The sequence below is a fragment of the Amycolatopsis heterodermiae genome (assembly GCF_034929455.1).
Lineage (GTDB): Bacteria > Actinomycetota > Actinomycetes > Mycobacteriales > Pseudonocardiaceae > Amycolatopsis > Amycolatopsis heterodermiae.
In genome coordinates, this window is sequence record NZ_JAYFSI010000017.1 from 34,739 (window position 1) to 51,837 (window position 17,099).

The following is a 17,099-nucleotide window of genomic DNA, read 5'->3' on the forward strand; positions in this document are numbered from 1 at the left end:
CGTCCGGAAAGGACTCATCCATGATCAAGACACTGACCGCGTTGAGCCTGATCGGGCAGCTCGTGCACCCGGCGGCGACGACCATCAATGTTTCCACCGCGACCCAGCTGTCCGCCGCGCTGTCGGCGGCCAAGCCGGGTGACACGATCTCGCTGGCCGACGGCGACTACAGCGGTGCTTTCGTGGCGACCAAGCCGGGCACGGCGTCGTCGCCGATCACCCTGACCGGCAGCGCGAAGGCCGTGCTGCACGACCCGCTGTTCAACCCCGGCGACACCGACTGCCCGTCCGGGCAGACCGGCTACGGCCTCTGGCTGCAGGGCGCGAGTTACTGGAACATCAAGGGAATCTCGGTCACCAACTCGAAGAAGGGCATCGTCCTGGACGGTGCCACGCACGTCACGCTCGACGGCGTGACCGTGCACGACATCGGCGCCGAGGCCGTGCACTTCCGCAAGAGCAGCGCCTACGGCGTGATCAAGAACTCGACCGTCTACAACACCGGCAAGGAGCAGCCCGGGTACGGCGAAGGCGTCTACCTCGGCTCGGCGAACAGCAACTGGGAGTGCTACGGCACCGGCGGCGGCTCGAGCCCCGACGCGGGCAACTACATCCAGGTGCTGAACAACAAGATCGGGCCGGGCGTGGCGGCCGAGGGCATCGACATCAAGGAGGGCACCCACGACGGCCTGATCTCCGGCAACACCCTGGACGGCACGGGGGAGAAGAACGAGAACTCGGCCGACTCCACCATCGACGTCAAGGGCGACAACTACACGATCACCGGCAACAAGGTGAGCAACGGGTACCTCGACGGCATCCAGACGCACAACGTGTGGGAGCAGACCGGCTGCGGCAACACCTTCACCAAGAACACGTTCGTGGTGACGAACAAGTCGGGCTGGGGCATCAACTCGACCAACCAGAGCGACTGCGTCTCCCAGAAGAAGCCGAACGTGATCGGCGCGTCGAACACCTCGACCGGCGGCAAGGGGGTGTCGAAGACCCCGGTGACGCCGGGGACCTGACCGGTTCGGCCCGGCCGGGCCGTCGCTGTCCTTGACATGCTCCCCACGTCATTCATACATTCAATGTCCCGTTGTATGAATGACGTGGGGAGTTGGTCCGCATGCGGCTCGGCAAGACCGCCGTCGTCCTGGGTGGCAGTGCCGCCGGCCTGTGCACCGCCGGGGCGCTCGCCCCGCACTTCGACGAGGTGCTGGTGCTGGAACGCGACGAGCTCCCGGCCGGGGCCGCGCACCGCCGCGGCGTGCCGCAGAGCAAGCACCCGCACTTCCTGCTGAACTCGGGCCGCCGGGCGATCGGGGCGCTGTTCCCGGGCTTCGAGGACGACCTCGTCGCCGCGGGCGGGCTGCACCTGATGCCGTCCATGGACGCCGCCTACCTGGACGGGGCGGGCTGGTCGGCGCGCAAGCGCAGCGCAATGACGATGATCTACGGCTCGCGGATCCTCATCGAGCGGGTGCTGCGCGACAAGGTGCGGGAGCTGGCGAACGTCGTCATCCGCGAGGGCGCCGCGGTGACCGGCCTGACCGTGCGGGACGGCCGTGTCTCCGGTGTCGACTTCTCGACTCCGGACGGCGGTGAGCACCTCGACGCCGACTTCGTGGTGGACGCGATGGGCCGCGGGTCGGCCGTCGGCGGCTGGCTGGTCGCGGCGGGCTGGCCCGAACCCGAGGTGCGCACGCTCGACGCCAAGGTCACCTACACCTCACGCTGGTACGACCTGCCGCCGGAGCGGCCCGCGTCGTGGTGGTGGCGGCACCTGGTGATCATGCCGACCCCGGACAAGGGCGAGCACCCCGCCGAGCACGAGTTCCTGGTCAACTTCTTCCCCATCGAGGGCGACCGCGTCATCGCCTGCATGGGCTCGTGGGGCCTGGACATGCCGCGCACCGCCGACACCTTCGTCGAGACGGCCCGCCGGGTGCGGACGCCGTTGTTCGCCGCCGCGATGGACCGGTGCGCGCCCACCTCGGAGGTGCACCTGACCCGCTCGACCGGCAACAAGTGGCGGCGCTACGACCGCTGGGCGAGCCCGCCGCGGGGGCTGGTGTTCGTCGGCGACGCGATCTGCGCGTTCAACCCGTTCTACGCCCAGGGCATCAGCTCCGCGGCGGGTTCGGCCCTGCTGCTGCGCGAGCACCTCGAGCGCGCGAGCGGGCTCGACGCGGCGTTCTCCGCGCGGTTCTTCACCGCGCAGCGCAAGGCACTCGGCGTGCCCTGGTCGCTGGCGATGGCCCGGGACCAGGGGTACGCCTGCGCGGTGGGCACGGAGAAGCCGCCCGAGTGGCGGCGCCGGCTTCTGGCGGCCGTGTCCGGCCCGGCGTTCAGCCTGGTCGTCGGCGCCGCGCGGGAGTACGACGTGGTCGACGAGCACTTCGCGAAGGTCTTCAACCTCGACGAGTCGCTGGGGGAGATGCTGCGCAACCCGCGCGTGCTCGCGGGGCTCGTGCGCTACCGGATCCGCGCGGCGCTGGGGAAGCACCGCGTGCCGTTCGGGTTCGACCCCCGCGCCGAGCCACCGGCCACGGACTACTCGACGGCCGCGGCCGCCGCCGCGCGATGAGCGACGGGTGCGGGCCGGACGCCGACGCCGTCACCCGCGGCCTCGGCTTCGACTGCCACGACGTCGCCCCGGTCGTTTCGGTCCGCTGGCCGTGGGACCTCGCGCACTGGACGATGCCGCTGCTCGAGGTGCTCGTGATCGCCGGCGCGGTGTTCGCCCTGGTGCACGCGATCCGCCGGCACCGCGCGGGCGACCCGGTCAACCTGGCGTTGTGGTTCGCCTCGCTGGTCTACCTCTTCGTGACCGAGCCGCCGCTGTACTTCCCGGAGTGGTTCGGCCTCGACCGGCTGTACGGCTTCGTCTTCGCCCACAACCTGTTCACCGTGCAGTTCATGGGGGACCGGCTGCCGCTCTACATCGTCGCGTTCTACCCGATGATCAGCCAGCTCGCCTACGAGCTGGTGCGGTCGCTCGGGGTCTTCCGCAGCCGCGGCCCGCTGGTCGCCTCGGTGGCGGTGGCCTTCGTGTGCCAGGTGTTCTACGAGGTCTTCGACCAGCTCGGTCCGCAGCTGGGGTGGTGGGCCTGGAACCCGGGCAACCGGCTCGTCAACCACCCGGCGCTGGCGTCGGTGCCGATGAACAGCATGCTGCTGTTCGCGTCCGTCTCGATGGCGGCGATGACCTGGCTCGTCGTGAAGCTGGCCGGCCGGCGACGCGGCTGGTCGCTGGTCTGGCGCGTCCTGGTGGCGGGCGTGCTCACCCCGCCGACGATGGCGATCGCGGGCCTCCCGTCGAGCCTGGCCGGCACGAACACCACCGCGCAAGCCTGGATCCTCGGTGCCGAACTGGGTCTGCTCTGGCTGGCCGGCGCCGGGATCCTCCTGACGCACCGAGGGAATCCCGAGCCCTTGTCCGCCTTCGTGCGGATCTACCCGGCTGTCTACTGGGGAGCGATGGCGGTGTTCTGGATCGGCGCGCTGCCCGCGTACTTCGGCGCGGACCACGGCGTCACCCGGGACGGCACGCCGATCGGCAGCGGGCCGTACGCGCTCGCCTGCTTCGCCGGGGCCGGTCTGGTGCTGGCCGCCCTCCACCGCGCCCGGCGCGAGGTCCCCGCGCCCGTCTGAGCGGGCTCGGGGAAGATGACCGCATGGGGTTTCACGGCTGGCGGGGCAACCCGCCCGGGACCGAGGACGAGGCACGCCGCCGGATCGTCGAGGCGGCGACGGCGTGCCTCGACCGCGCCGGGCTCGCCAAGACCAGCCTCTCCGACGTCGCCGCCGAGGCCGGCGTGACCCGCCAGACGGTCTACCGCTACTTCCCGGGCCTCAAGGACATCCTGCGCGCGGTCGGCCTGGCCGGCGTCGAGGAGTTCGCCGGGCGGATGGAACGGCACCTCGCCTCGTTCGGCAGTCCCGCCGAAGCCGCCGTGGAGTCCGTCGTGTTCGCCGTCCGGACCGTGCCCGACGAGCCCTACCTCGGCCTGCTCCTGCAGGCGGGTGAGGCGGACTTCTTCACCGACGGCGTGATCTCGCCACTGGCGTTCTCCTTCGGCGCGAGGATCCTGGCCAACGTGCCGGTCGACTGGGCCGCCGCCGGTGTCACGACCGACGAGGACCTCCAAGGACTCGCCGAGATCCTGATGCGGCTCTTCATGTCCTTCCTGCAGTACCCCACGACGCCGGAGCTCGGCGACGACGAGCTGCGCGCGCTCGTCCGCCGGTGGATCGGCCCGGCCTTCAGCGGAGCCGGACGTCGCGGCGGTGGCACTGCCGGCGAGCCGTGAGCCAGATGTCCTGCACCACGCCGCGCCCGCGGTGCGCGAGGACCGTCGAGGCCGACGGCCCGTGCCGGTCCGCCGCCGTGATCAGGACGTAGGAGCCCGCCCGCGGGGCCTGCAGCGTGAAGGCGCCGTCGGTCGCCGACGTCGCCCGCGCGGTCTGATGGCCGTGCGCGTCGACCAGAGTCAGGGTGGCCCCGGACAGCGGTGACCCGGTCGCGCCGTGGACGTGGCCGCGGATCTCGGTGACGCACGGCGCGGCCGGTTCGGCGAGCAGGCCCGGCTCGTCGCCGGTGGCGATCTCGTGCAGCAGCCGGCGCAGGTGGATCAGCTCGACCAATACGGGCTCGTCCGCGGGGGAGCAGTGCTGCGTGAGGGCGGTTTCCGCCAGGCCCAGCAGGGTGGCCGGGTCCGTCTCGCCGGGTTCGGCGACGGCGGTCGCGACGTCGGCCAGCGCGCGGGCGGGCCCGGCCAGGGACCGGTCGTTCGCGCGGCCGCGGCGCAGGACGGCGACCAGCCGGTGGGTGTGCTGGACCAGCGTGGCGGCCAGCGTCAGCCGGTGGCGGGTGGTGCGGGAACCGCCGCCCCACGGCACGGCGGCCACGAGCGGCGCGGCCACGAGCCGCAGCTGGCGGAGGTCGTTGTCCAGGACCCGGACCTTGGCGTCCAGGTCGGCGGCGTCGGCGTGCCCTTCGAACCGGTCGGCTGCGGCGTTCAGCAGCTCGCCGAGGGTGCGTGCGAGGGCGCGTTCGGTGGTGCGGACGGTGTCACGGGTGCTCAGCGGCGTCAGCACCAGGCCGACGCCGACCCCGATGGCCGCGCCGATCGCCGTCTCCTCCAGCCGCAGGACGAGCAGGCCGGGGGAGAACTCGTTGAGCACGCTGTAGAGCTGGCTCACCATGATCGTGACGAAGAAGATCATGTAGGCGTACGACAGCCGCTGCAGGTAGAAGCCGCAGAACATGCTGCCGATGATCACCGCGACGACCGCGCCCGGGTGCCCGGCCGTCAGGTGCGCGAGGCCGATGCCGGCGCCCAGCCCGACCAGGGTGCCGGCCACGCGGTTGACCGACTTGAGGAACACCTCCGAACGGGTCGCCGTGCCGGTGAAGGCGACGAACGCGGCGATCACCGCCCAGTAGTAGCGCTGCTCGGACAGCAGCCGCCCGAGCACGATCGCGAGCCCGCCCGCCACGGCCACCTGCACGGCCTGGCGGGTGGTGAAGTCGAGGCGCCGCAACGGGTTCCACGCGCGGCCGCGGGGTGCGACGTCGCCGGCCGCGGCGGCGGAGCCGGGCAGCGCGCCCATCGCGATCGTCACCGCGGGCTCGAACTCGCCGGTGTCGGCGAGGCCGTCCCGGTCGGCGCGGCGGACGACCTCGAGGTAGTCGGTGACGGCGACGGCGACCAGCCGCACGGGGGAGGTGCCCGCCCGCGCGAGCAGCGTCTGGGCGGCCTGCCCGGCGGCGGCGTAGTCGTGGCGGGCGAACAGGCCGAGCACGCCCGCCGCGCGGCCGGCCGGCTCCGGCTCGGCGCCGAGCTGCGCGCAGGCGGTGACGAGCAGGTCGATCGCGAGCTGGGCGTCCATCGTCGTGCGCCGGATCGCCGCCGCCGAGACGCCGCCCGGCAGCACCGTGACCTCGGCCGACCACGCTTCGACCATCAGCGCGGACTCGGCGAGCCGGGCCTGCGCCGCGTGGATCCGCCGGGCGAGCTGCTCGCTGGGGCCGTCCGCCAGCAGCGTCGCGCAGAGCCGGACGACCGCGCGGGCCCGGGCGCCGAACGCGCGGCGCGTGCGGTGCAGCGTCCGGCCGGGGTGTCCGCGCAGGACGGTCAGGCACAGCACGAGCACCCAGGCGCTCGCGATCACGACGGCGAGCAGCATGGCGGGCAGCCCCTGGAGCGTCGCGTGCAGGAACGCGGCGAAGAAGTAACCCATCCAGACCATGAAGCCGTAGAAGAAGAACGGGATGCCGAAGCGCCGGACGAACACGGCGGTGAACATCACGACGACGAACACGCCGAGCATCAGGTCGGTATGCGGCGCGACCGCGATGCCGAGCGCCATCCCGAGCCCCATCGCGACGGGGAACAGCGCGGCCGTGCGGACCTTGAGCCACGCGCCGCCGCCGGTCAGCGCCATCGAGCCCATCATCGCGGTGATCGCGCCGAGCAGCACCGCGACCAGCGTGGCCTGGGGCGTCGCCCCGGTCAGCCTCGCGAAGACGTACTCGACGGCCAGCCCGGTCGTCATCGCGACGGCCGCCGAGACCGCGCTCTGCAGCCGGGTCATCCCCGGGTCGGAGCCCATCGCCTTGTCCCTGATCCGGTGCACCGCCGCCGACGCGCGTCCCATCCGAGTGACTTCTCCTACCCCCGGTCGCGGATATCGGTATCATGCCGATAATTACCGGTATGATACCGATATGCGGGCGGCCGGGCAATCGGCCGGAAGGTAGGTTCTGCGGATGGACGCGCTCGACCTCATCGAGGCGCACACCGCGGTCATGGTGCGCAACTTCGAGCTGCTCAGCCGTCGCACCGACATCTACGACGAGGTCGACCGCGCCGGGTACCTGCTGCTGCGCACCCTGGAGGTGACGGGGCCGGCGGACATCACCACCCTGGCGATGAAGCTCGGCCTGGACCCGTCCACGGTGGGCCGCCAGGTGTCGGCGATGACGGTCGCCGGCCTGGTCGAGCGGACCCCGGCGCCGGAGGACCGCCGCCGGAGCATCGTCGTGGCGACGGAGGAGGGGCGCGTGCGCGCCCGCCGGGTCCACGACCGCCGCCGGGACAACCTGGCCGCGATGTTCGCGGGTGTGCCGGAGGAGGACCTGCGGGTGATCGGGGAGTCCTTTGCCCGGTACAACCAGGCGGTCGCCCGGCACTACGACGTGAGCGTGCTGACGGACTGAATGTGAATCCGTTGTTGGCCTCCGGATAAGAAACATCGAATACATCGAAAGCATCACTCTTTCGAGTGGATCAGTGATTGCTTTGAGTTATTGGGTGCAAAATTTGTAACTCTCACGGTGAGTAGATCGACTGTTTGAGGGTCAGCTAGCTGCGATCCGTGACAACGGGAGTCCGCGCGGATCATCGACGGGAGGCCGAAGCCGATGGGTGTTCCTGATCATGCGTTCCCGATCGCGCGGAGCCGCGCCTCCCGCCGCTCCCGGATCCGGGTGGACGACCGGAACCGCTGGCTGCTCCTCGTTTTGGTGACGTTCGCGGTGGTCCCCGCCGACGACGGCGGCAGTACCTGGGCGATGGTCGGCACCGTGGCCGCGGTGGCTCTGTTCGCCGTGGCGCGCCGCGCGCTGCGCCGGGCCGCGGCGAAGGTCGACGCGGCGCTGGCGGACGAACTCGACCCCCGGTGACGTGCGGAAACCGGTTTCCCGGGATTCTGGAAAAGGTCCAGGAATGGGCTCGAATTGGATCGGGTCAATTTCGGGTCACGCCGGGAGCCCGGCGCGTCAGCCGGTCGCGACCACGAAGGCCTCCCGTTCCGCGGCCGAGCGCTCCTTGAGCGCGAGCACGGCGGCCAGCGTGACCAGGCAGGCCACGAGCATGTAGGCCGAGACGGACAGGGACGTGCCGGTCAGCCCGACCAGCCAGGTCGCGATCAGCGGGGCGAAGCCGCCGCCCAGTACCGCGCCGAAGGCGTAGGCGAACGACACGCCGCTGTAGCGGACCGCCGTCGGGAACAGCTCGGCGTAGGTCGCGGCCTGCGGCCCGTACGTCAGGCCGAGGCCGAACGCGAGCACGACGACGGCCAGCACCAGCAGCGGCACGGACCGGGTGTCGAACAGCAGGAAGAACGGGAACGTCCACAAGGCGAGGGCGAGCGTGCCGGCCAGGTAGGTCCGCCGCCGGCCCCACGTGTCCGACCAGCGCCCGGCCAGCAGCGTGAACCCGCCCCACGCGACGGCGCCGGCCATGCCGACCAGCAGCATCGTCGTGCTGGACAGCTTCAGCGTCCGCGTGCCGTAGGAGGTGATGAAGGCGATCAGGATGTAGCCGATCATGTTGTTCGCGACGAACAGCCCGATGGCGACGACCAGCTCGCGGGCGTGGGTCTTGAACAGCACCTTCAACGGGGCCGAGCGGCGGCTGCGCCGTTCCTGCAGCTCGGTGAAGACCGGGCTCTCGGCCACCCGCGCGCGGACGAAGAACCCGACGCCGACCAGGACGATCGAGAGCAGGAACGGGATGCGCCAGCCCCACGCCTGGAACTGGTCCGCCGTGGTCGACGCCGACACCGTGAAGAAGGCGAAGTTGGCCAGCAGCAGCCCGATCGGCACGCCGATCTGCGGGAACGAGCCGAAGTAGCCGCGTCGCCCGGGCGGGGCGTGCTCGACCGACAGCAGGGCCGCGCCACCCCACTCGCCCCCGGCCGACAGGCCCTGCAGCAGGCGGAACAGGACCAGCAGGATCGGCGCGGCGATGCCGATGGCGTCGTAGCCGGGGAGCAGGCCGACCCCGACGGTGGACAGGCCCATCAGCACGAGCGTGGCGACCAGGACGCCCTTGCGGCCGAACCGGTCCCCGAGGTGCCCCGCGACGACCCCGCCGATCGGGCGGGCGGCGAAGCTGACGCCGAACGTGGCGAACGACGCGAGCAGCGCGGCCGTGGCGTCCAAAGCCGGGAAGAACTGCCGGCCGAACACCAGGCCGGCGGCCGAGGCGTAGACGAAGAAGTCGTACCACTCGATCGTGGTCCCCACGAGGCTGGCGGTGACGACCCGCCTCAGCCGGCGGGCCTGGTCCGGGTCGGCGGGTCTCAGTGCGGGCGTGGTGGCGGCGGGTTCGGAGGTCATCGTCGTCCTTCCGGTGCGGTGCGCGGGTTTCTCAGGAGGCCGGGCCCCAGGTGATCGGGCTGGTCGTGAACGAGTGCGGCGCGGCGAGCGGCACCGTGACCGACGAGGGCGCCCACGGCGCCCGGCTGACGGCGGACCGCCCGGCGGCGAGGTTCGCGCTCTGCTGCGGTGTCGGGGCCGGCTGGAGGTGGAAGCCGGCCGGGGCCTGAGCGGTCAGCACGACCTGGAGCCGGGAGCCGGCCGGGAGCACGGTCAGGTTCGGCAGCACCGCGATGTCCAGCCGCACGGTCTCGCCCGGGGTGAGCAGCCGCCGGCTCGCCTGGGTGAACGGGTGGCTCGGCTGGATCAGCGTGTGGCCGGCGCCGTACCAGCTCCGCCGGGTGTCCAGCTCGCGCAGGCTTGCCAGGAGCCCGCCGTCCGACACCTTGGTCACCGCGCCCGACGGCGACACGAGGTTCACGGTCACCGCCACGTACGCGTCGGGTGCGGTGGATTTCAGCTGGACGCTGACGTCGATCGGGCCGTCCAGCACGGCGTCCCGGGTCAGCGGCGCGGTCGTGTAGGTGGGCGCGGCGGAGAGTGCGTCGCTCCCCTCGGTGGCGGGCCGGGTCGTCGTCAAGGTGCCGTTCCCGCCGAGGTAGTACGTACCGGTGCCGGTGGACGGCGGCCAGGCGGCGGTGTCGACCCAGCGGTCGCCGCCGTTTTCGAACAGGTGCAACGGTTTCGCGGTGTTCGCCATGCCGGTCGGCCGGCCCTTCAGCCACGTGTCGAACCACTCCTTGCGGAGGTTCGAGAGCACGTCCTCGTTGACGTGCTGACCGTGCGTCCACGGGCCCACGATCGCCTGGTACCGCCCGGTCACGCGCTCGCCGGCCGCGATGGGCGCGGTCACCGGACGGCCGAAGTAGGCGTTCTGCGCGGCCACGTAGGCGCCGATGTTGCCGCCCGGGAAGAGGTCCTTCCAGCCGGCCTCGCTCAGCGCGGGAACACCGTTCGCGACGATCCGCGGCATGAACTCCTGGACGTCGATCCCGTGCCAGTAGGCGTTGTCGTACGACCGGGCGCCGCCGGTCGTCAGGTCGCCGGCCGTGACCGACAGCGGATCGGTGAGCGGGTCGTCCTCCGGCCCGCGCGGGAAGGCCCGGGAGATCGACGGGATGAACGTCGTCGGGACGCCGCCCACCGTCGCGAGGTCCTGGTACATCTGGGAATCCGTGCAGAACGGGGCGATCGCCTTGAGCGCCGAGTGCGGGCCGACCTCGGCGGCGGTGTACCACTGGTCGACGCCGAGGTACGAGCAGCCGTCGAGGCCGACGGCGCCGTCGGAGCCCGGCAGGGCGTGCGCGGCCCAGTTCACGAGCGTGGCGCCGTCCTGGCCCTGCCGCCTGCCGAACCAGTCCAGCTGCCCGCCCGAGGTGCCGGTGCCGCGGACCGAGGCCGTGACGTAGATGTACCCGCGTTCGACGAAGTAGGCCCCGCCGGCCCGGGGATCGGGGCCCGCCATGCCGTACGGCGTCTGGGAAAGCAGGACGGGGAAGGGGCCCGGTGCGCGCGCCCCGGTCACCGGATCCACCGGGTAGACGACCCGCGCGGACAGCACGACACCGTCGTCCATCGTGACGGACGCGGGCACCGCCTCGCTCTGCCCGTAGGTCGCCGGCTCCGGCTTCGGCCGCCAGCTCGCTTCGGCCGGTGCCGGGACGACGGTGACCGCGGCCAGCGCGAGCAGCGCGGCTCCGGCCAGCCGGCGGGCCTTCTTCATGCGGACTCCTCGGTGGACACTGCTTCGACGGGCAGGGACAGGGAAGAACCGGTGCAGACGAGCGTGTAGCGGGCCGGCGCGGGGTTGCGGGCGAAGCGCGGGTAGGCGCCGCCCGAGACCTGCAGGCGGATGCGGTGCCCGGCCAGGAAGCGGTGGGCGCAGGAACCCAGCCGCAGGCTCACCGCCCCGGACGTCGTGGTGAGCCGGCCGAACGACTCGGTCACGTTCCACGACCGGCCGCGGTCGTCGACGTCGCACAGCCGCACGAACAGGTCGGGCCGGGCGGCGGCGTCCACCTCGAGCCGGAGTTCGAGGTGGGGCGCGCCGACGACGTCGAGGTCGGCCTCGAGCGGCGCCGAGGTGAAGGTGACGACGTCGTCGCGGCTTTCGAGCGGGCCGTTGTCCTGGCGGCCCGCCTTGGCGGACATGTGCCGTCCGCCGACGGCGGGCGTCGGGTCGGCCGGGTCGTAGGCGAACCCGGCGGTGCCCGGGGCATCGGCCGGTTCGTCCCGGAGCTGCCCGCTGCCGTGCAGGCTGAGCGTGTGCTCGCCGGTTTTCGGTGGCCACGACGGCAACGACCGCCAGGTGCCGGCGCCGGTCAGGTGGATCCGGACGGGCGCGGGGCGGCCGGACGCGGTGCCGCGGAGGTGCCGGCCGAACCACGCCAGCGCCTCGGGATCGGCGACGCGGGCCGCCTTGAACGTCGTGTCGAGGTGGGTCCAGGGGCCGATCGTCATGGCCACGTCCACGCCGCGGTCGTTCAGGGCCTGGAACTGCTCGAGCGTCTGGTCGACGAAGACGTCGTGCCAGCCGCCGATCAGCAGCGTCGGAACCCGGCTCGTGGCGAGGGCGGACGTCGCGTCGTAGTCCGTCCAAAAAGGATCGTCGAGGTCCGGGTGGCCGAGCCATTCGGCGAACCACGGCGCTTTCGTGCCCAATGCGCTTTCCGCCGCCGCTTCGGCAGTCGGTTCCCGCAGCGCGGCCTTGACGCGGCGGCGCGCGGCGAGCATTTCGGCCAGCCCGGCCCGGATGGTGGCGCTCCAGACCAGGAAGTCCTCCAGGGCGAAGGATCCCGAGCCGCGCAGTGCGCGGGCGAAGTCGTGCGGGCCGACCACGACGGCCGACGCCCGCAGCTCCGGCGGCGGGTCCCGCAGCAGCGCCCACTGGGCCCAGCCGAGGTAGGAGCCGCCGATGGTGGCGAGCCGGCCACCGAACCACGGCCGGGTGCGCAGCCAGGCGACGGTGTCCTGGCCGTCCGACGCCTCCTGCGCCATCGGCCGGAACGTCCCGGTCGAGCCACCCGTGCCCCGGACGCTCTGCACGACGACCTGGTAGCCGCGCTCGGCGAACGCGCGCCCGTGGACCAGGCTCTCCGGCAGCCCGCGCCCGTACGGCGACCGGATCAGGACCGTGCCGTGCGCCTTCCCCACCGGGAGGTAGACGTCGGTGAGCAACTGCGCGCCGTCGGCCGTGGGAACGCGGAGGCCGCGTTCGACCGTGTAGGCCGTCGTGGCCGGCGGCAGGCCGAACACCTTCCGCTGGACGGCGCTGAGGACGCCTGGGTGCCGGGCCTTCGTCATGACTTCTCCTCCTGGTACCGCGGTTCGCGGACCGGCCGGGGGTAGAGCACGCCGGCGACCACCGCGGCCGCGGCCAGCGCCACGGCCGCGCCCCAGAACGCCGCGTGGTACCCGGCGATCTCCCCGCCCGTCCCGGACGCGGCCAGGGAAAGGCCGGTGAGCAGCGCGATCCCGATCGAGCCGCCGATCTGCTGGGTCGTGTTCACGGTGGCCGACGCGATCCCCGCCTGCGCCGGGGCCACGCCGTCGGCCGCCGAACTCATCGCCGAGCCGAAGACCGCGCCCAGGCCGAGCCCGGCCAGCAGCAATCCGGGCAGGACGGACGTCGCGTACGCGGTCTCGGCGCCGATCCCGGTCAGGTAGACGAATCCGGCCGCCGCGAGGGCGGAGCCCGCCGTCACCGGCAGCCGGATGCCGAACCGGGGGACGAGCGCGGCGCCGGAGGCCGCGGAGCCGACGGCGACCGACACGGCCATCGGCAGGAACGCCACGCCGGCGAGCACGGGGGAGAAGCCGAGCGTGCGCTGCAGGTAGTAGGCCAGGAACAGGTACATCGAGAACATCCCGACCGCGGCGAGCAGCATGACCAGGTACGACGTGCCGCGCGTGCGCGAACGCACGATCGGCAGCGGCAGCAGCGGGGCGGCCGCGCGGGTTTCGGCGAAGACGAACGCCACGAGCAGGACGACACCCGTCCCGAGGGAGGCCAGGGTCGCCGGGTGGGTCCAGCCGAGCACTTCGGAGCGCCCGAAGCCGAGGACGAGCGCGAACAGCCCGGTGACGACCAGGGCCGTGCCCGGCCAGTCCGTCCGCCCGGCGCGCGCCTGCGCGGGCGGCAGCGTGACCAGGGCGCCGGCGATGACGGCGGCCGCGATCACGACGTTGACGAACAGGCACCACCGCCAGGACAGCGTGCCGGTGAGGACCCCGCCGAGCAGCAACCCGACCGCGCCGCCACCGCCCGCGACGGCGCCGTAGACGCCGAACGCGCGTCCTTGGTCGCTCGTGCCGCGGAACGTCGTCGACAGGATCGCCAGCGCGGCCGGCGCCAGCAGTGCGCCGAACACCCCTTGCGCGGCCCGCGCGGTGACGAGCACGGCGAAGTCCGGCGCCCAGCCGCCGAGCGCCGAAGCGACGGCGAACCCGGCCAGGCCGGTGACGAAGCCGGTCCGCGCGCCGACCCGGTCGTTGATACGCCCGCCGACGAGCAGCAGGCTCCCGAAGGCGAGCGAGTACGCCGTCACCACCCACTGCCGGTCGGCGTCGCCGAAGCCGAGGTCCGCCTGGGCGGCGGGCAGCGCGATGTTCACGATGGTCGCGTCCAGCACCACCATGAGCTGGGCGAGCGCGACCACGACGAGCACGCGACGGCGATCTGGCGGCATCCGCACCTCCGTATCGGAATAGCTATTCCGGATAGTAGCACCCTTGCGCGCGGTGTCAGGGCGAATCGGAACAGCAGTTCCGATGGACGACGGGCCCGGCACCGAGGACGCGCTTCAGGACTCCGCGCGCACCACCTGGCGGGTTACCGCGCTCGTCTGCATCGCGCCGCAGGACGGTTTCCTGTTCCCGGACAAGGAATTCCTGGACCCGTAGGGTGTCGAAGCCCCCTGTGTGCGAGCCCGCGTGGCCACCGACGACCACATGATCCCGCCGCCCGTGCAGCGCGCCATGGCCGCGCCGTCCACGAGTCGCAGCCGTAGGTGGCGACGGCCGTCCGACCCGGGCCCGTGGTTCCCGCCACCCCCTCGGCGGCGGGGACCACGGCTACCGGAATAGCAGTTCCGGTCACGGGAGGTTACCACGCCGCGGCGTGAAATCGAGGGGCTCGCGAACCGTCAGGGGGCCGCGGGGCCGGACATCCGCTTGCGCCGCTGCCGCTCCAGGGCGGCGATCTGCCGGTTCGTGAGCCCCGGCTCCGGCAGCGGGGTCGGGGCGTCGCGGGCGGGCTGCAGGCTGTCCATCAGGAAGCCGATCATCCGCCGGTACAGGCGGGGGTGGCTCGGGCCGCCGAACTCGACCGACGTCTGCACCGCCATCGACAGCAGCAGCAGGTCGCCGGCCACCAGGTCGTCGCGCACCAGGCCGGCCTCGCGGGCCCGCCGGACGAGCGTCTCCAGGTGCTTGCCGGTGCGGTTGTGGCTGTCCTCCACCAGTTTCGCCAGCCGGTGCGGGGTCCGGGGGCGCGACCAGCCGAGCGTCTCGCTGTAGGACCCGGTCAGCAGCTCGCGGAAACCGCGGTCGGGGGCGATGGTCGTGATGCAGTCCTCGAGGAACCCGCCGATGCCGGCCCACGGGTCCGCGGCGAGGCTGGCGTCGAGCGCCTGCTGCTCCGCGCGCGCGAACTGCGGCTCGTACACCTCGTGGATCAGGTCGTCCTTGGTCGCGAACGTGCGGTAGACCGTGGCGACGCCGACGTCCGCGGCCTTGGCGACGTCGGCCAGCGTGGCGTTGCAGCCCTGCTCGGCGAAGACGTCCGCCGCCGCGGTCAGGATCCGCGCGAGGTTCTCCTTGGCGTCCCGCCGTGACGGCCCCGGGCGGGCCGCGGCGCTCGGACCGGATGCGCGTGACTGGGACACCACTCCAACCTACCGGCCGTCCGGCACGCTTGACTTTTTGGTCACCGACCAAGTACTACTGAAGGTACTTGGTCAGTGACCAAAAACCGAAGGAGGCACCATGTCCGGCAAGACCTGGATCATCACCGGCGCGTCGAGGGGCTTCGGCCGGGAATGGACCGAAGCCGCCCTCGAGCGCGGCGACCGCGTGGCGGCGCTCAGCCGTTCCGACGGAGCGTTCGACGACCTGGTCGAGCGCCACGGCGACACGATCCTGCCGCTGAAGGCCGACGTCACCGACCGCGAGGGCGTCACCGAAGCCGTGCAGCGGGCCGCCGACCACTTCGGCGGGCTCGACATCGTGGTCAACAACGCCGGCTACGGCCTGTTCGGCATGGTCGAGGAGGTCACCGAGCGGCAGGCGCGCGACCAGGTCGAGGTGAACCTGCTCGGCCCGCTGTGGGTCACCCAGGCGGCGCTGCCGCACCTGCGCGCCCGCGGCGGCGGCCACATCGTGCAGGTGTCGTCGGTCGCCGGCGTCTACTCCCTGCCCGGCCTGGGGATCTACCACGCGTCGAAGTTCGGCCTGGAGGGCTTCACCGCCAGCCTCGCGGCCGAGGTGAAGGACTTCGGCATCAAGGTCACGCTGGTCGAGCCCGCGGGCTACGCCACCGACTGGGCCGGCCCGTCGGCGGTGCACGCCGAACGATCGCCGGTCTACGACGGGTTCCGCGCGGCCATGAGCCGGCCGGCGTCGACGCGGGGCGAGCCGAGCGCCACCCGCGGCGCGATCCTGCGGGTCGTCGACGCCGAGGAGCCGCCCCTGCGGATCTTCTTCGGGCCGGGCCCGCTGCCGCTGATGAAGCAGGAGTACGCGGCCCGGCTGGCGGAGTGGGAGCGCTGGGACGACGTTTCCCACGCCGCCTTCGGTGCGTCTCACTGACTTGTACGATGACCAAGATGCGCTGGACACCGGACGACGTGCTCGACGCCGCGTTCGCGACGCTCGAGGCCGAAGGGCTCGAGAAGCTGTCGCTGCGCGGTGTCGCCCGCACGCTGGGCGCCCACCTCAACTCCGTCAGCTGGTACGTCAAGACCAAGCAGACGCTGATCGAAACCATGGCCGACACGATCGTCGGCACCGTCCGGACGGACGACCTGCCGGCCGACGCCGTCGAGCGCGTCCGCGTGGTGGCCCACCGCTACCGCGCGGCGATGCTGGCGCACCGCGACGGCGGCCGGCTGGTCGCGGGCACGTACGCCGGCACGGGCAAGACCCTGCACCTCGCCGACACGATCGTCGGCGCCCTGCTCGAAGCGGGCTACCCCGAGCCCGACGCGGCGCGGTTGTGCTGGGCGATCGTCTACTTCACGCTCGGGCTGACGCAGGAGGAGCAGACCCCGGCCGGCACGCCGACGCGCGAGTTCGGGCAGCTGCTCGAAACCGGCGCCTACCCGGCGCTGGCCAAGGTCGGCGCGCAGCTGATGGTCGCGGACTCCTTCGACGCCCGCTTCGGCTACGGCGTCAACGCGCTCCTGCGGCTCCCGCCGGGCTGAGCGCCCTGGCTGTCAGGGCACCACCAGCACCGGCCAGTGGCCGGACCGGATGAGCTTCGTCGCGACCGAGCCCGCGAAGCGGTGGCCCGCTTTCTGCGACGCGCCGACCACCACGGTGTCGACCTGGCAGCGGTCGGCGGTGTCGCGAAGGGTCGTGTACGGGTCGCCGAACGTCCTCACGAACGTGACCGGGACCGCCAGCTCCTCGGCCGCCGACCGCATCTGGTCGCGCAGTTCGGCGTACAGCTCCAGGGTCGTGTCGTGTTCGACCGCCGACGCGACCGCCGGCCCCAGCGTGGACAGCGCCGAGCGGTACGCGACGAAGGCGACGATCAGCCGGCCGCCCTGGCGCCGGGCCAGTCCGAAGGCGAACGCCGTGGCCCGCATGGCCGTGTCGGACCCGTCGGCGCCGGCCAGGATGGCCCGGGTCGCCGGGTCCGGGCGCGGGCCGAACTTCTCCACAGTGGACTCGAAGGCGTTGAGTTCGGCCGCGCTGCCACCCATCG

Annotated in this window: 16 protein-coding genes; 9 read left to right on the plus strand and 7 right to left on the minus strand. The window is 72.5% G+C overall.

What is annotated here, in order from left to right; all coding sequences use genetic code 11:
- The first annotated feature begins 20 nt into the window (after nucleotides 1–20).
- The 4 genes from VA596_RS44885 to VA596_RS44900 all read left to right on the plus strand — a co-directional run bounded on the left by VA596_RS44885 (nucleotide 21) and on the right by VA596_RS44900 (nucleotide 4,316).
- Nucleotides 21–1,028 carry a right-handed parallel beta-helix repeat-containing protein gene (locus tag VA596_RS44885; protein WP_323336170.1) on the plus strand — a complete coding sequence of 336 codons (1,008 nt, stop codon included), beginning with the start codon at nucleotides 21–23 and terminating at the stop codon, nucleotides 1,026–1,028.
- A gap of 101 nt (nucleotides 1,029–1,129) precedes the next feature.
- Nucleotides 1,130–2,590 carry an FAD-dependent oxidoreductase gene (locus tag VA596_RS44890; protein ID WP_323336172.1) on the plus strand — a complete coding sequence of 487 codons (1,461 nt, stop codon included), beginning with the start codon at nucleotides 1,130–1,132 and terminating at the stop codon, nucleotides 2,588–2,590.
- Entirely contained in the window at nucleotides 2,587–3,657 is a 1,071-nt protein-coding gene (locus VA596_RS44895) for a hypothetical protein (protein ID WP_323336174.1), read from the plus strand. The genes VA596_RS44890 and VA596_RS44895 overlap by 4 nt, the downstream gene beginning before the upstream one ends.
- 23 nt (nucleotides 3,658–3,680) lie before the next feature.
- Entirely contained in the window at nucleotides 3,681–4,316 is a 636-nt protein-coding gene (locus VA596_RS44900; RefSeq protein WP_323336176.1) for a TetR/AcrR family transcriptional regulator, read from the plus strand.
- Here VA596_RS44900 and VA596_RS44905 read toward each other — a convergent pair.
- Nucleotides 4,270–6,666: an FUSC family protein gene (locus VA596_RS44905; protein ID WP_323336178.1), complete on the minus strand. Its 2,397-nt coding sequence runs from the start codon at nucleotides 6,664–6,666 to the stop codon at nucleotides 4,270–4,272. The two genes, VA596_RS44900 and VA596_RS44905, sit on opposite strands and share 47 nt — an antisense overlap.
- A 112-nt stretch (nucleotides 6,667–6,778) precedes the next feature.
- On the opposite strand from VA596_RS44905, the gene VA596_RS44910 reads away from it, so the two are divergent.
- Both VA596_RS44910 and VA596_RS44915 read left to right on the plus strand, forming a co-directional pair.
- Nucleotides 6,779–7,228, plus strand: coding sequence for a MarR family winged helix-turn-helix transcriptional regulator (locus tag VA596_RS44910; RefSeq protein WP_323336179.1), 450 nt, complete (start codon nucleotides 6,779–6,781; stop codon nucleotides 7,226–7,228).
- A 204-nt stretch (nucleotides 7,229–7,432) separates the two neighbouring features.
- Nucleotides 7,433–7,693, plus strand: coding sequence for a hypothetical protein (locus tag VA596_RS44915; RefSeq protein ID WP_323336180.1), 261 nt, complete (start codon nucleotides 7,433–7,435; stop codon nucleotides 7,691–7,693).
- Between the two features lie 96 nt (nucleotides 7,694–7,789).
- Here the strand turns inward: VA596_RS44915 and VA596_RS44920 are convergent, their stop codons facing one another.
- Genes VA596_RS44920 through VA596_RS44935 form a run of 4 tightly spaced genes read right to left on the minus strand, consistent with a single transcriptional unit; the run spans nucleotide 7,790 to nucleotide 13,860 of the window.
- Complete coding sequence (locus tag VA596_RS44920; RefSeq protein ID WP_323336181.1) at nucleotides 7,790–9,133, minus strand: MFS transporter; 1,344 nt, start codon at nucleotides 9,131–9,133, stop codon at nucleotides 7,790–7,792.
- A gap of 31 nt (nucleotides 9,134–9,164) precedes the next feature.
- On the minus strand, nucleotides 9,165–10,895 hold the full coding sequence (locus tag VA596_RS44925; protein ID WP_323336183.1) for a CocE/NonD family hydrolase: 1,731 nt from the start codon (nucleotides 10,893–10,895) through the stop codon (nucleotides 9,165–9,167).
- Entirely contained in the window at nucleotides 10,892–12,475 is a 1,584-nt protein-coding gene (locus VA596_RS44930; RefSeq protein ID WP_323336184.1) for a CocE/NonD family hydrolase, read from the minus strand. Before VA596_RS44930 ends, VA596_RS44925 begins: the two co-directional genes overlap by 4 nt.
- Nucleotides 12,472–13,860 carry an MFS transporter gene (locus VA596_RS44935; RefSeq protein WP_323336186.1) on the minus strand — a complete coding sequence of 463 codons (1,389 nt, stop codon included), beginning with the start codon at nucleotides 13,858–13,860 and terminating at the stop codon, nucleotides 12,472–12,474. The genes VA596_RS44930 and VA596_RS44935 overlap by 4 nt, the downstream gene beginning before the upstream one ends.
- 82 nt (nucleotides 13,861–13,942) lie before the next feature.
- On the opposite strand from VA596_RS44935, the gene VA596_RS44940 reads away from it, so the two are divergent.
- Nucleotides 13,943–14,074: a hypothetical protein gene (locus VA596_RS44940; protein ID WP_323336188.1), complete on the plus strand. Its 132-nt coding sequence runs from the start codon at nucleotides 13,943–13,945 to the stop codon at nucleotides 14,072–14,074.
- 242 nt (nucleotides 14,075–14,316) lie between these two features.
- Here the strand turns inward: VA596_RS44940 and VA596_RS44945 are convergent, their stop codons facing one another.
- A complete protein-coding gene (locus VA596_RS44945; RefSeq protein WP_323336190.1) occupies nucleotides 14,317–15,057 on the minus strand; it encodes a TetR/AcrR family transcriptional regulator in 741 nt (246 codons plus the stop codon).
- 100 nt (nucleotides 15,058–15,157) lie between these two features.
- On the opposite strand from VA596_RS44945, the gene VA596_RS44950 reads away from it, so the two are divergent.
- Nucleotides 15,158–15,979 carry an SDR family NAD(P)-dependent oxidoreductase gene (locus VA596_RS44950; RefSeq protein WP_323336192.1) on the plus strand — a complete coding sequence of 274 codons (822 nt, stop codon included), beginning with the start codon at nucleotides 15,158–15,160 and terminating at the stop codon, nucleotides 15,977–15,979.
- Nucleotides 15,980–15,996: 17 nt separating this feature from the next.
- Nucleotides 15,997–16,593 (plus strand): TetR/AcrR family transcriptional regulator C-terminal domain-containing protein, encoded by a 597-nt coding sequence (locus VA596_RS44955; protein WP_323336194.1) that lies wholly within the window; start codon nucleotides 15,997–15,999, stop codon nucleotides 16,591–16,593.
- Between the two features lie 12 nt (nucleotides 16,594–16,605).
- Here VA596_RS44955 and VA596_RS44960 read toward each other — a convergent pair whose 3' ends face one another.
- Nucleotides 16,606–17,097, minus strand: a complete 492-nt coding sequence (locus tag VA596_RS44960; RefSeq protein WP_323336196.1) for a universal stress protein — start codon at nucleotides 17,095–17,097, stop codon at nucleotides 16,606–16,608.
- Between the last annotated feature and the right edge of the window lie 2 nt (nucleotides 17,098–17,099).

Coding starts and splice junctions, on each gene's coding strand:
- VA596_RS44885 (WP_323336170.1), top strand. CDS start 21: ATGATCAAGACACTGACCGCGTTGAGCCTGATCGGGCAGCTCGTGCAC.
- VA596_RS44890 (WP_323336172.1), top strand. CDS start 1,130: ATGCGGCTCGGCAAGACCGCCGTCGTCCTGGGTGGCAGTGCCGCCGGC.
- VA596_RS44895 (WP_323336174.1), top strand. CDS start 2,587: ATGAGCGACGGGTGCGGGCCGGACGCCGACGCCGTCACCCGCGGCCTC.
- VA596_RS44900 (WP_323336176.1), top strand. CDS start 3,681: ATGGGGTTTCACGGCTGGCGGGGCAACCCGCCCGGGACCGAGGACGAG.
- VA596_RS44905 (WP_323336178.1), bottom strand. CDS start 6,666: ATGGGACGCGCGTCGGCGGCGGTGCACCGGATCAGGGACAAGGCGATG.
- VA596_RS44910 (WP_323336179.1), top strand. CDS start 6,779: ATGGACGCGCTCGACCTCATCGAGGCGCACACCGCGGTCATGGTGCGC.
- VA596_RS44915 (WP_323336180.1), top strand. CDS start 7,433: ATGGGTGTTCCTGATCATGCGTTCCCGATCGCGCGGAGCCGCGCCTCC.
- VA596_RS44920 (WP_323336181.1), bottom strand. CDS start 9,133: ATGACCTCCGAACCCGCCGCCACCACGCCCGCACTGAGACCCGCCGAC.
- VA596_RS44925 (WP_323336183.1), bottom strand. CDS start 10,895: ATGAAGAAGGCCCGCCGGCTGGCCGGAGCCGCGCTGCTCGCGCTGGCC.
- VA596_RS44930 (WP_323336184.1), bottom strand. CDS start 12,475: ATGACGAAGGCCCGGCACCCAGGCGTCCTCAGCGCCGTCCAGCGGAAG.
- VA596_RS44935 (WP_323336186.1), bottom strand. CDS start 13,860: ATGCCGCCAGATCGCCGTCGCGTGCTCGTCGTGGTCGCGCTCGCCCAG.
- VA596_RS44940 (WP_323336188.1), top strand. CDS start 13,943: ATGGACGACGGGCCCGGCACCGAGGACGCGCTTCAGGACTCCGCGCGC.
- VA596_RS44950 (WP_323336192.1), top strand. CDS start 15,158: ATGTCCGGCAAGACCTGGATCATCACCGGCGCGTCGAGGGGCTTCGGC.
- VA596_RS44955 (WP_323336194.1), top strand. CDS start 15,997: ATGCGCTGGACACCGGACGACGTGCTCGACGCCGCGTTCGCGACGCTC.
- VA596_RS44960 (WP_323336196.1), bottom strand. CDS start 17,097: ATGGGTGGCAGCGCGGCCGAACTCAACGCCTTCGAGTCCACTGTGGAG.